The organism is Methanomicrobia archaeon, from assembly GCA_011049045.1.
Classification (GTDB): domain Archaea; phylum Halobacteriota; class Syntropharchaeia; order Alkanophagales; family Methanospirareceae; genus JACGMN01.
This window is the reverse complement of sequence record DSCO01000036.1, coordinates 1-12653: the sequence shown is the minus strand read 5'-3', so window position 1 is coordinate 12653 and position 12653 is coordinate 1. Positions and strand designations below refer to the sequence as shown.

Sequence of the window (12653 nt, the reverse complement as noted above, 5' to 3'; positions counted from 1 at the left end):
CGCATGCAGGGTGTTTATGCATTCATAAGCACTATTCATAGCTATCGCCACCATTTATGTCTCTATTAGATATTTGGGGGCTTTACACTTATCTGTTTCGGTTTAAATCAATATAGTAATAGTCGCTGGTGTCAAATTCAGGGTTAAACCGTAAAACTGTAGCTGTGACTCTAGAGGCATACGATGAGATCACCAGGTGCGCGTTAGCGACCGGGCTCAATCGAAAGACAGTCTTATCCAATGCGATCGTGGCTTACTGTCAAGAGAAGAAGGCACGCAAGTACCGACTCTACCCTGCAGCTGCATTCATCGCTGGCATCGCACTCGGCTGGCTCGCGTTTGGTGCCGGTCCGTGAGTACCCAGTATCGTCGCGGTGCAGATTTCGAACGCTCGGTCCGAAGCGACCTTGAGCGCCGTGGCTATCTCGCAATGCGTGCTGCAGGTTCGAAGGGCGCCGCCGCGGATGGCGCGAAGATCGATCTCATCGCGTTGTATCCCTCTATTTGCGACGACGCATTCTTCAGCGGCCAGCCGCTGCCCGTTCGGAATGCCCAGCTAATCATCCAATGTAAACTCTCTGGTGTTGTCTCGCTAGTTGACAAGAACCGATTAATCAGCGCAGCCAGAAAATATGGCTGCGCCCCAGTGATCGCTTCTAAAACGGAACAGGCAATCAAGTACGATAACCTACTTCAGCGACAACTTACTCCATAGCTGAGCTAGTTCCTCCATTCTTGTTTAGCTAGTTTCACCTCCTAGCTATAACTTCTCTCTCAGCGGAGAATTAGGTTTGTCGCGCGGTATGTACACTAAGACAAGAAATTGCACGATCTGTTCCTCCTGGTAAGCCTACTCCAAAGCTGTTTTGCCGTTTTTGCGCGAAGCCTCTTATCACCATCGCCAATTTTATCTGTGGCTTTCCGCCAGCGGAGATATAGGCTGATTTCATGGACTATCCGCCTATCTACTACAAGCGGAAATGCAATCCCGAAGGGCACTTCATCGATGACGCACGCGAGATCTCTGAGCAGGACCTCATCAGGTACCTGGAGCTTTTTGGCACTGTCCGCGTCAATGAGTATCACTACTCGCGGTTTTTAATGCGCTGGGACTGCACATTCATCCCTCCCGAGACTAGGCGGACAAATGGACGTCGCCTCAGGGAGGCTATCGTCTCTGCCCTTCTCGCCCAGGGGTTTGTCATCGACCTCGGTAATGGCATCATTCTCACGACGATTGAGGAATGGCGGGTCTACCAGTCCGCTCTTGCAGCAGTGACGAGAGACGCGTGAAAGTCATCGACCTTTTCTGCGGCGCCGGCGGCTCCACGCTCGGGTTCAAGATGGCCGGGTTCGATGTGATCCTTGGTGTTGATATCGACCCGATAGCGCTCTCTTCCTACAATCTAAATCATCCAGAGATCGAAACCTGGCAGATGGACATCCTTGATCTTTCCGCGGACAAACTGCCTGAGGCCGATGTGGTCATCGGGAGCACGCCCTGTACCGAGTTCAGCCTCGCCAAACGCGTCCGGACGTATGATATGACACTCACCAACCACTTTCTACAAATCGTACAAGAGCACAAGCCCAAATACTGGATCCTCGAAAACGTGCCCTCGATCGCATGGTACCTACCTTTCGGCACGCCCTACAATCTCCTATGCGCGGCCAACTACGGCGTGCCGCAGCAGCGTCTGCGGTGCATCGCTGGCGAGTACCCGTACCCACTGCCAACGCACGCAAAGCATCCTCAGCGCACGCTCGACGATCGCGAACTTTTGCCGTGGGTGAAGTTCGGCACGATCGTGTATCCTGGCGGCGCGAAGATCGTCTCTAAGGACGGCATCGCGGGCGCGATCAGGCGCGCGAACCAATTGGGTAGGAAGAAGTGCTCGTTTGCTTTACATGTTCTCGACGAGGAGGACGTGCCCTTCACGCTCACCGCAACCGAGTTCCACGGCCTCCGTGCACCATCCACGATCATCTGGGACCAGGGCAAACTGAGGCGATTATCCTGGTTGGAGTGTGTTCGCTGTCAATCGTTCCCCGACGATTACATCTTCAAGGGTACGCTCGATCAACGCTATCACCAACTCGGTGATGCAGTCCCGCCACTACTCGCTAGGGCGATCGCCGAAGCCATTCTCCGCGACCAGTGAAGAACTCGTGCATACTCGATCTCCAATCGAAAGAAGTACGAATTCAAGACCCACCCACAAGACCGGCCTCTTATTCGAACTTGTCCCTAGTACAACTCCTCCGAAGCGGCCTCCGGCCCGCGCAAATCGCAGCGCAACTCAAAGTACCAAAAACCACGCTGCAGTACCATCTCGACCAGCTGAAGCGCCTCGGCGTCGTTTCGAAGTGCGGGTACGGGGTCTGGGAAGTGCTCGCGGAGCCTCCAAAAGAAGTACGAAAAACAACCCAAGTAGGTCAGGACAAGACCGACCCTTTTCGTACTTCTTCAACCAAAAATTCGAACTTCTCCACGGTGAAACCCGATACCGTCCGAGCGCACGCGTTCATGCTTACGCTCAAGGTTCCGAAGGGGCTGCGGAACTGGACGGGTGAAATGCGCCGACGCTTCCTCCTCGAGCACGGACTTGACTTCACGCCACTCCGCATCGCGGGCGGCGGGCAGCGCATCATCTTCAAGGGCCGCAAGGTTTGGCTGACGAACCCGTCCGTTATCCTCTTCGATCGCGCGTCATACTTCGCGAACACGAGCAAGGACTCGAAACAGCTCGCGCTCTACAAGCTCTTCCAGCTCGTCAGGCAGCTCGAACGCGCGCTCGACGCGGACTTCACGGAACGCGCCGGCCGGCAGTACCGTTTCAAAGTATCTAAGCAGCACTATGCGCTTGTGAAGAATGCGCTGGCCGAGCAGTACGATGCGGAAGGCAAGAAGCTGCAGGTGCGCACGACTAAGGGGCTGTGGTTCGTCATTGACAATTCGTTCAATCTCCACGAGGCGGAGACGGTGCACGCCGAGACCGCGGATCTCGACAACCTGAAGGTCCAGGATTTCTTCAACTCGCTCAAAGAGTACCCGATCACGACCGACTTTGTGCTCAGGGCCATGAATGGGATCCAGCAGAATCAGGTCCTCTTCGCTGAGAACATCCATTCGCACATTCGCGCCATCCAAGATCTCTCGTTCGCGACCAAAGAGCTCGTTGGCCTCCTAGAACGCAGCAAGGGTCACTATCCGCGCGACTTCATGCAGACTTCGCTCGCCACCCTTGGGAGGTGCGAACGATGAGCCTCAGTGACGTCGAAGGGATCCTGAAGATTTGCTTGGGTTGCGGAAAGGGCCGGCGGTTCTACACTGAGGCCGGGATCGAGGCTGCGGGATGGAAAGGCCGCCTCTGCCCGGCCTGCGTCGAAATCCAGGGACGCGAACGGGTACGGAGGGCGTTATGACCGAGCTAGACCTCTTCCTCGCGTGGGCGCGCCGGCACGATCTCTACCCGGTGATGACCGGAGGGCGGAACGGGGCTCGTAGGCAGGAAGTAATCTCACGAACGGAAAACCACATGATTACCAGTATATCCAAAACTATTGTCCTTATCCTATGGGCATGCGACCCTAAGTTATTTAAACTGGGGCGTGCATTTATCTTGTTCGTAAGGTGGTGCGAAGAGGCACGACGGCTACACGCAACTGCTAGCTCGTCTCTTTCTTGTCTTCGAGGTCGGGGAACATGACGGTAGTAACTCATACGATGCTGCGGGACAAGCTCCATAAGGGGCGGATTCGCGGAAACTGGCGAGTACTCAGCATGAAGGAAAAGGCGTTGCTCAATGTCTCTTTAGCCTACACGAAGCCGAAATGGCGAAGGGTTCTGATCAACGGGCAGAGGCACAAGATCGACGTAGGCCGAACAATCGTAGAAACCAGACTCGTGCAGATACTGGAGGCGCTATTCGCTAAGTTGCTGGAGACCCGGGGCATGAAGATCTTCAAACGCGGCTTCGAACATGCTGTGAGGTTGCTGCAAGGCAGCAGTACAATCGTATGGGCATCTTCATTACCACAGTGGTTGAAGGATCCCGATTTCATCTTCTGGCTTGGCGCCATGCGCGGAAAAACCTAAGATGACAAAAGAGAATTATCGAAGGATAATAAAAGGATACACGCCTCACGAGCCAACCACATTGGGAGAAGAGCTATTCTACGTATTCTGGTGCTTTGTCTGCGCGTTCAGGATTCTAGGCCGACGTATCAAGGTTCGGATTTCGTCGGGATTCCAAAATAAATGAGTGCTAGTTTCATCCCATGAACTCTGAATCGCCACTCGCAGGTCCAACAATTTTGGTTCCGCTTTCTAAGCCGGTGGTAGGCGAAACGGAAATCAATAACGTTCTTGAAGTATTAAACTCAGGGATGCTTGCCAGTGGCGAGTGGGTTAAGCGGTTTGAAGAAGAATTCGCAGCTTACGTAGGCGTAAAGTATGCTGTGACCACCACAAGCGGCACGGTGGCACTGGATTTAGCACTGAAAGCATTGGATATAAAAAACGGTGATGAGGTTCTCGTTCCCGACTTTTCATTTATTGCAACGGCCAATGCTGTTCTGTTCCAAAACGCGAAACCCATTTTTGTTGACGTAAACGAAAGAACGTTCAACATTGACCCAGACGATGCAGCAGAAAAGATCACGGCCAAAACAAAAGCGATACTGGGTGTTCACCTTTTCGGGCAGCCGTTTGATGTGAAAGCGCTCCAGGCGTTATGCGAAGACCACCATCTCTTTTTAATTGAAGATTGCGCGCAAGCGCATGGCGCGGAGTATGAGCGAGCGCGCGTTGGCACTTTCGGTAATCTCAGCTGCTTCTCGTTCTACGGCACGAAGAACATGACGACGGGCGAGGGCGGCATGGTAACCACAAACGATCCCAGGTTAGCAGAGCGAGTGCGATTGCTCATCAATCATGGCCAGAGTCAGAAGTATATGCACACCAGCCTGGGCTACAATTATCGCATGACCAACCTGCAGGCGGCACTGGGGCTCGCGCAATTACATCAGCTCGAGAAGTTTAATAAGCGCAGGATAGCCAATGCGAAGTATTTGAATCAGCATCTGAATAGCACGCTGGAGAAACCGTACAAAGAGGCGAACGTGCGACACGTGTACCATCAGTATGTGGTGAAACTGACGAATAGCTTTCCAATGAGCCGAGACGCTTTTTTGGACTATTTGAGCCAGAATTGGATCGGAGCCGCCGTGCATTACCCGCTGCCGATCCACCTGCAGCCGTTATATCAAAACCTCGGCTATGAGCGTGATCAGTGCCCGACGGCGACGAGCTTAGCGAAACAGGTTTTGAGTTTACCGGTCCACCCCGCTTTGAGTAAGGACGGACTCGTGTACCTCTGTGCAGCGGTAAACGAGGTAAGGTAGCAGGCAGAAAGCATGGACGTTGGCGTGATTGGCGTGGGCACGATGGGCAGGAACCACGTGCGCGTGTATACCGAGCTCAAGGACGTCGATGACGTTTACATTTATGATGTTAACGGCGGCGCAGCTCAGCGCATGAGTGAGCAGTACGGGGAAGGCGTGCTGGTAAGTGATTCCATCAAATCACTGTTAGATACGGTGCGTTTGGTGAGCATCTGCGCGCCAACGAAATACCACTTTGAGCAGGCCCGGCAGGCGGTCGGCATGGGAATCCACTGCTTGATCGAGAAGCCGATCTGCTCCACCAGTGAAGAGGCCGCGCAGCTGGTACGGGCGATACAGGATCACGTCGTGGTCGGTGTGGGGCACATTGAGCGGTTCAATCCAATCGTGAAGGAGATCAAGCAGCTCATCAACCGTCCGCGATATATCGAGATCAAACGGCTCAATCCTGCATCGACACGAATCACGGATGCCGACGTCGTGACGGACCTGATGATCCACGATATCGATCTCGTGTGGAACTATTTCATGGATGGGCATACGTCGTACCGGCTGAACTCGGTCTGGGATGAGGACCTGTGCACGGCGATCGCGCGGTTTGGTGATTGCGCGGTCTCTTTATCGGCGAGTCGGATAGCGTGTAAGAAGACGCGCAGTATCTACGTCGAGGATGCCGACTTCTCGGTTGAGGGCGATTTCATGAACCAGGAGGTCTACATCTATCGCAAGCCGCAGAAGTACAGCGAGGTCAATTCGCGCTACGTGCAGGAGAACATTATCGAGAAGGTGCTGGTGAGCAAGGTAGAACCGCTGAAGGAGGAGCTGAAGATCTTTGTGCGGTGCGCGAAAGAGGGAGGGCAATTCCCCGTGACGGCCGAGCAGGCACTGACAAATCTGAGGATAACTGAGGAGATCAGGGCGAAAGGAAGAAGCAAAGATGTTCTTTAAACACCCCACCGCGATCGTCGAGAGTGAAGAGATTGGCGAGGGCACGAAGATCTGGCACTTCGTCCATGTACGCGAAAAGGCGAAGATCGGTAAGAACTGCATCATCGGGAAGAGCGCGTATATTGATACCGAGGTGGAGATCGGGGATAACGTGAAGATCCAGAATTTCGTATCGGTCTATAAGGGTGTGAGGATCGAGGACGAGGTCTTTATCGGGCCGTCCGTTACTTTTACGAACGATCTGTATCCACGGTCGTTGAGCTGGGGTGAGGAGAAAATCGAGGACACGGTGGTGAAACGCGGTGCGAGCATCGGTGCGAATGCAACAGTCATCTGCGGTGTGACGATCGGTGAGCACGCAATGGTCGGCGCGGGGAGCGTCGTGACCAGGGATATTCCCGCCTACGGGCTCGTGTACGGCAATCCCGCGGAATTAATGGGATATGTCTGTTCCTGCGGCCGGAAATTGGAGAAGCTCATCGAGAATAACAAGGATGAACGAGTGTACGAATGCGAGTGCGGTAAGAACGTGAGAATTACGGCAGAAAAGCGCTGATCTGAGATGACGAAGCTCGTGGTGGTTGGGATGGGCTACGTGGGCATACCCGCAGCGGCGTTGTTTGCTGATGTTGACGGCTTCAATGTTGTAGGCATCCAGCGGCGGTCGGAACGCTCGGGCTGGAAGATCGACTGGCTCAATGCAGGGAAAAACCCGATTGGCGGCGACGAGCCGGGCCTATCCGAGCTCATCGCACGAGTTGTCGAGAAGGGGACGTTCCGAGTGACCGACGACTTCGCGGAATGTAAAGATGCCGATACTATCCTGATCGATGTCCAGACGCCCACGGACGATCAGGGAATACCGCACTACGAATCCTTGAAGGATGCGAGCGCGCAGGTGGGGCGCAACCTGAAAAGAGACGCGCTGGTCATAATCGAATCGACGGTTGCACCGGGTACGACGGAACACGTGGTGAAGCCGATCCTGGAGCAGGAGTCAGGGATGAAGGCGGGCAAGGATTTCGCGCTCGCATTCTCATATGAACGCGTAATGGTGGGCCGGCTGCTCCATAATATCACCCAGTATCCACGGATTGTGGGTGGCATCGATGCCGAGAGCACGAAGCGCGCCATGGCGCTCTACGCGAAGATCATTACGGCCGGATTACATCCAACTGATCTGCTCACGGCTGAAGTCGCGAAAGTGGTCGAGAATACGTACCGGGACGTGAACATCGCGTTTGCGAACGAGATGGCCCTGCTCTGTGAAAGCCTGGGCGTGGATGTGTTTAAGGTACGTGAGCTGGTGAACAACCTGCCAAATGACCCATCGAACCCGTCTGCCAATCCCATCCGGAATATGCATTTCCCGGGCGCGGGCGTGGGCGGCCACTGCCTGACAAAAGATACCTGGCTCCTGAAGTACGGCGTGGACACTTACGGCAGCTTCAAGGTCGATCCGCAGGTGATGGTGAAGAGCAGAAAGCTAAATGAGTGGATGCCGACGCACATGGCTGAGCTTGTCGAGGAAGGTTTACGGGATACAGGAGTAAAGGTAGAGAGCGCGAAGATCGCGCTGTTAGGTGTTGCGTTCGTCGAGAACTCGGATGATACGCGTAATACGCCCGTGAAACCATTGTATGAAATCCTCCGGGCGAAAGGGGCACAGCCGGCATTGCATGATCCGAACGTCCGCGAGTTTGAACTTCCGTTTACCAAAGTGCTCGACGAGGCGGTCACGGATGCGGATGCACTCGTGCTCGTGGTGAAACATAAAGATTATCTCAATCTGGATCTGGTGAGGATAAAGAGGAAGATGCACACGCCGGTGATCGTGGATGGCAGGAATGCCTACGATAAGACTGAGTGTGAACGGTTGGGTTTTGTTTATAAAGGCGTTGGGAAACCCCGGCAGGGGTTTAATGGGTAATGTATCGAGAACACAGAATAGGCGTGGTCGTGCCCGCGTACAACGAAGAGAAACTGATTAGGGAGACATTGACGGGCATTCCCGAGTACGTCGATAAAATCTATGCAGTTGACGACGCCTCGAAAGATGCAACTGCAAAGGTCATCCAAGCGGTACAAGAAACCGATAAGCGGATCGTTTTTATCCAGCACGAGAAGAACAAGGGCGTTGGCGGTGCAATTGTTTCCGGCTATAAGAAAGCATTGGAAGAAGAAATGGATATCGCCGCGGTGATGGCGGGCGATAACCAGATGGATCCCGTGCTGCTGCCACAGTTCCTGGATCCGATCGTGGACGGCAGAGCGGATTACACCAAAGGTAATCGACTCTTGAGCCACGAATATCGACGTGGCATGACGAAATGGCGGTTCATTGGCAATTCGCTGCTCACCTTCTTAACGAAGGTTGGCTCGGGCTACTGGCAGCTGATGGACCCCCAGAACGGGTACACGGCGATCTCGAAGACTGCACTGGAACGGCTCTCGCTCGATTCCGTGTATCCCTGGTACGGGTACTGCAACGATCTACTCGTGCGGTTGAACGTGCAGGGCTTCCGGGTGAAGGATGTCGTGATGCCAGCGAAATACGGGCGCGAGAAGTCAGGGATCAAGTACAGCAAATACATCGTCAAGGTCTCGTGGCTGCTGCTGAAGGATTTCTTCTGGCGGCTGCAGATGAAGTATGTGATCCTGAGCTTCCATCCGCTCGTGCTCTTCTACTTCTTCGGGATCATCCTCGCGCCGCTGGGGTTTCTGGGCATACTCTACTCGCTCTACTACAAGTTCGTGGAGGGTGGACCGCTGTTCATTCGCGCGACGCTTTCGCTCCTGGCGTTCATGCTCGGTGTGCAGTTCCTGCTCTTCGCGATGCTCTTCGATATGCAGGTGGATACGAGCGAACGGAGGAACAGTAGATGGGAAGAGTGATGCGGGATTTTACGGTGGAAAAATATGAGCAGTTATGTACGGCACTTTTAGAGAGCGGTTATAAACCCCAAACAGTTTATTCGTATCTCACTGGACAAGGGCAAAGGATGTCGGTTATTCTCCGGCATGATATAGACCGGAAACTTAAAAATGCGCTGAGAATTGCATTGGTAGAGCACGATCTAGGGATACCCGCGACTTATTATTTCCGATACCCTTACACGTTTCATCCTAAAGTGATTAAAGTCGTTCATGATTTAGGTCACGAGGTAGGCTACCATTACGAAGTTCTGAGCAAAGCAAAAGGAGATTACGAAAAAGCGATAGAATTATTCAAAAAGGAAATCGCAGAATTCAAGAAAATTGTAGAAATCAAAACGATATGCATGCACGGGAGCCCTTTATCGAAAATTGATAATAGGTATTTGTGGAGCCGATACGATTTTAGGGATTTTAATATAGATGGCGAGGCTTATTTGTCTGTAAAGGATGTTACTTATTTTTCGGATACTGGTCGGAGCTGGAACTTGAAGAACAAACTGCGGGATTTTATGTCAGATCAAAATGAAGGGTTAGTGGTAAACGCAACAGATGATTTAATCGAGGTCATAAAAGGTAATCATGCAAGCCACCTCTACATTTTAGCGCATCCTGAACGGTGGACGACGACCAAAAAAGAGTGGATTTTGAGTTCTGCAGTGGATCTTTCAGTTAATATTGGGAAAAAATTTCTATTTACGCGGAGGGAAAACGCTTGACTATTAAATTTGATCCTCATGTACATAGCAAACATTCCTATGATGGTGTCCTTTCTCCGCAACGAATACTAAAAATAGCAAAGCAAAGGGCTCTAGATGCTATTGCAATTACCGACCACAACACAATTAAAGGCGGATTGCAGGCAAAATCTATTAAGCAAGATAATATATTAATCATAGTTGGCTCAGAGGTTAATACAGATTATGGAGACGTCATAGGATTGTTTTTAAATGAAGAATTAAAATCACAAAGATTTGAAGAGCTTATTGATGAAATTAGAGATCAAGGTGGCAATTCCGTCCTCCCGCATCCCTATAGAAGAAAGAGATTTCCAGGTAATAAATTGATAAAGACGGTAGACATCATAGAAGGGATAAATGGTAGAACCTCAGTAGAATTGAACGTTAAAGCACAAGATTTGGCAAAAGAGTTAAAGAAACCTATTATTGCAGGAAGTGATGCCCACATTTCGTTTGAGTTGGGGAGAGTATGGAATCTCGCAGGAAGCATGTCGAATTGTAATGAAGATGATTTAAGGAAAATTATATTGGAGGGAAAATTTGAAACGGGCGGCATAACCTCGCCCTTATTACAGAAAATTAGCATCATTTCAGGAGCCGCAATCAAACGATTAAAAGGATGACTACCCCTTGTATCGGCTATGAACCATTTCTTTTAGACCAGAATACATAAAACTCAAGACAGGAAGCGGGTCGTCAAACGAGAGTATGTCATCATTGACAGGTAAGTAAAAAAACTCTTTTATCAGCCCAATGTCACCTGTTCTTCTTACGTAGTTTAAAAGAGCGACGTAGTCAATGAAAATATTTGTAGTTTTTACACCGATTTCATAATTTAATACGGGCGTTATGTCACCTTCTACCGCCATTTTGTACAGGAGATATGGGAAATCTACACCAGCCTTGACAGCCTGGTTAATAGATCCCCAGAAGCGAGGATTTACCTCCATTAAAATCGGCTTTTTTGTCTTTCGGTCAAGCTTAAATTCTACCATCGCAACGCCATGCCAGTTGAAATGCTTGAGTAAATCAATTGCATAATCCTCCATTTCTTGATGTTTAACGCTGATTCTATAGGTGCTAGGCCCCCCGGTGATAGGATATTCCCGAAGCCGTTTATGCGTGATTTTTGCCCTCAAATCCCCTTGGTTAAAAAGCAGGGAGACACCGTAGCCGTCGCCATCAACATATTCTTGAATCAACGGATACTTGGAAGGGTAAAGGTGGTATTTTGAAATGGTTTCTTTATATTTTGAGATTAACCCATCCCGGGAATATACATATGAGATGCCAATACTGCTCGCAGTCTCTCTCAGTTTTATAACAGCGGGAAAAACTAATTTATTAGTAACTTCATGCATTTTTTTCAAATCATCAATAAAATAGGTTTGTGGCACCGGAATTCCAAGTTCTTCGGCTATTTGCATCAAATATCCTTTATCATTAACCTTCATCACTATAGCGAAGTCATGCAGGGGGATTTTAACGAATGGCTCGAGGGACGATTTGTATTTTGCAATTAGATATGTGTCGTTGGAATAAACGGGCATTAAAACCTCATGTTTATGGTTTTTAAGGAAAGTGCGTAAATAACGGATGAACCTAGAGGGGTATTTTATCGGCGACGGATATAAGAAAAAATCCTTAGAGTACTTAGAGAGGGAACTTAAAGCAAATCCCTGTTCATCTGCGGTTGTGACGTCAACACCCTTGCTCCCCAGGCTTCTAACTGCGGCGAGTGCTTTGGGACTGTTTGCCGTGGTGATGAGCACAGACATAGTGTGACAAGTATAATGAGCGGTTGGATATATATATTTTGGGAAATCTACCAGGTATAGGGAAAACATGATAATGGCGATATACTAAAGCACCTCATGAGAAAAATTTTGGTTATTACAAGTAATTATCCGAGATTTCCTAAGGATACCTCAGGGTGGTTTATCCATGAGTTGAGCAAAAGATTAATTTCCAATGGTTTTCAGATGTTCGCTCTTGCACCTCATTGCTATGATGCGAAATTCAAAGAGGAAATAGACGAAATAAAAATATATCGTTTCCCATATTTTTATCCGTTTCGTTTACAGAAATTGGCCTATAACAACGGTATTGCCTACAATCTTAAAAGTAGCCACCTAGCAAAAATACAAGTGCCTTTTTTTTTCTTGTTTGAACTACTCTACGCCTTAAAATTAGTACGCCGAGAGAATATTGAGGTTATACATTCTCATTGGATCATACCTCAAGGACTGGTTGGGGCTATTTGTAAGAAAATCTTTGGATTGCCTCACTTGACGACAATACATTCATCTGAGATAACATTGCTAAAAAAGATTCCTCTTGGTGGGAATATTGCCCAATTTATTGTAAAAAATAGTGATGTAATCGTATCAGTTAGTTCACATAGGGCTAATGAATTGTTAAATCTAATCTCTCAAGAAGTCATTGAATCAACAAAAGAAAAAATTAAAATTATTCCACTGGGTGTGAATCTTGAATATTTTAAAAATAAGAAAAGTAAAGAAGAATTAAAAGCAAAATATGGAATTAATTCTAAATATGTTGTTTTGTTTGTAGGAAGGTTAGTAGAAGTTAAGGGGTGTGAGTATTTAATAGAGGCATTTAAAT

The 12653-nt window shown here is 49.7% G+C and carries 14 protein-coding genes; 13 read left to right on the top strand and 1 reads right to left on the bottom strand.

The features are described 5' to 3' along the window. Positions 1-196: 196 nt before the first annotated feature. The 12 genes from ENN68_04320 (at position 197) to ENN68_04265 (ending at position 10651) form a co-directional block, all read left to right on the top strand. Entirely contained in the window at positions 197-715 is a 519-nt protein-coding gene (locus tag ENN68_04320; protein HDS45308.1) for a hypothetical protein, read from the top strand. 233 nt (positions 716-948) lie between these two features. Further along, a complete protein-coding gene (locus ENN68_04315; GenBank protein HDS45307.1) occupies positions 949-1293 on the top strand; it encodes a hypothetical protein in 345 nt (114 codons plus the stop codon). Beyond that, the gene (locus ENN68_04310; GenBank protein ID HDS45306.1) at positions 1245-2162 is read left to right on the top strand and encodes a DNA cytosine methyltransferase; all 918 of its coding nucleotides are present in this window, start codon (positions 1245-1247) and stop codon (positions 2160-2162) included. Before ENN68_04315 ends, ENN68_04310 begins: the two co-directional genes overlap by 49 nt. Then, the gene (locus ENN68_04305; GenBank protein HDS45305.1) at positions 2159-3265 is read left to right on the top strand and encodes an ArsR family transcriptional regulator; all 1107 of its coding nucleotides are present in this window, start codon (positions 2159-2161) and stop codon (positions 3263-3265) included. Before ENN68_04310 ends, ENN68_04305 begins: the two co-directional genes overlap by 4 nt. 441 nt (positions 3266-3706) lie before the next feature. Next, positions 3707-4099, top strand: coding sequence for a hypothetical protein (locus ENN68_04300; GenBank protein HDS45304.1), 393 nt, complete (start codon positions 3707-3709; stop codon positions 4097-4099). Between the two features lie 218 nt (positions 4100-4317). After that, the gene (locus ENN68_04295; GenBank protein HDS45303.1) at positions 4318-5406 is read left to right on the top strand and encodes a DegT/DnrJ/EryC1/StrS family aminotransferase; all 1089 of its coding nucleotides are present in this window, start codon (positions 4318-4320) and stop codon (positions 5404-5406) included. A gap of 12 nt (positions 5407-5418) precedes the next feature. Further along, entirely contained in the window at positions 5419-6354 is a 936-nt protein-coding gene (locus ENN68_04290; protein HDS45302.1) for a Gfo/Idh/MocA family oxidoreductase, read from the top strand. Continuing rightward, complete coding sequence (locus ENN68_04285; protein ID HDS45301.1) at positions 6344-6910, top strand: N-acetyltransferase; 567 nt, start codon at positions 6344-6346, stop codon at positions 6908-6910. The genes ENN68_04290 and ENN68_04285 overlap by 11 nt, the downstream gene beginning before the upstream one ends. A 6-nt stretch (positions 6911-6916) precedes the next feature. After that, on the top strand, positions 6917-8284 hold the full coding sequence (locus ENN68_04280; protein ID HDS45300.1) for a nucleotide sugar dehydrogenase: 1368 nt from the start codon (positions 6917-6919) through the stop codon (positions 8282-8284). Beyond that, entirely contained in the window at positions 8284-9249 is a 966-nt protein-coding gene (locus ENN68_04275) for a glycosyltransferase family 2 protein (GenBank protein ID HDS45299.1), read from the top strand. Before ENN68_04280 ends, ENN68_04275 begins: the two co-directional genes overlap by 1 nt. Then, a complete protein-coding gene (locus ENN68_04270; GenBank protein HDS45298.1) occupies positions 9249-10007 on the top strand; it encodes a hypothetical protein in 759 nt (252 codons plus the stop codon). The genes ENN68_04275 and ENN68_04270 overlap by 1 nt, the downstream gene beginning before the upstream one ends. Further along, positions 10004-10651 (top strand): PHP domain-containing protein, encoded by a 648-nt coding sequence (locus ENN68_04265; GenBank protein ID HDS45297.1) that lies wholly within the window; start codon positions 10004-10006, stop codon positions 10649-10651. The genes ENN68_04270 and ENN68_04265 overlap by 4 nt, the downstream gene beginning before the upstream one ends. Here ENN68_04265 and ENN68_04260 read toward each other — a convergent pair whose 3' ends face one another. Next, a complete protein-coding gene (locus tag ENN68_04260; GenBank protein HDS45296.1) occupies positions 10652-11875 on the bottom strand; it encodes an ATP-grasp domain-containing protein in 1224 nt (407 codons plus the stop codon). 27 nt (positions 11876-11902) lie between these two features. Between ENN68_04260 and ENN68_04255 the strand changes: the two genes are divergently transcribed. Further along, a partial coding sequence (locus tag ENN68_04255) for a hypothetical protein (GenBank protein ID HDS45295.1) occupies positions 11903-12653 on the top strand: 751 nt, incomplete at its 3' end.

What these genes read in the sequence shown, in the direction of transcription:
- ENN68_04315 (HDS45307.1), top strand. Translation starts at nt 949, where the DNA reads ATGGACTATCCGCCTATCTACTACAAGCGGAAATGCAATCCCGAAGGG.
- ENN68_04310 (HDS45306.1), top strand. Translation starts at nt 1,245, where the DNA reads ATGGCGGGTCTACCAGTCCGCTCTTGCAGCAGTGACGAGAGACGCGTG.
- ENN68_04300 (HDS45304.1), top strand. Translation starts at nt 3,707, where the DNA reads ATGACGGTAGTAACTCATACGATGCTGCGGGACAAGCTCCATAAGGGG.
- ENN68_04290 (HDS45302.1), top strand. Translation starts at nt 5,419, where the DNA reads ATGGACGTTGGCGTGATTGGCGTGGGCACGATGGGCAGGAACCACGTG.
- ENN68_04285 (HDS45301.1), top strand. Translation starts at nt 6,344, where the DNA reads ATGTTCTTTAAACACCCCACCGCGATCGTCGAGAGTGAAGAGATTGGC.
- ENN68_04280 (HDS45300.1), top strand. Translation starts at nt 6,917, where the DNA reads ATGACGAAGCTCGTGGTGGTTGGGATGGGCTACGTGGGCATACCCGCA.
- ENN68_04275 (HDS45299.1), top strand. Translation starts at nt 8,284, where the DNA reads ATGTATCGAGAACACAGAATAGGCGTGGTCGTGCCCGCGTACAACGAA.
- ENN68_04270 (HDS45298.1), top strand. Translation starts at nt 9,249, where the DNA reads ATGCGGGATTTTACGGTGGAAAAATATGAGCAGTTATGTACGGCACTT.
- ENN68_04260 (HDS45296.1), bottom strand. Translation starts at nt 11,875, where the DNA reads ATGTTTTCCCTATACCTGGTAGATTTCCCAAAATATATATATCCAACC.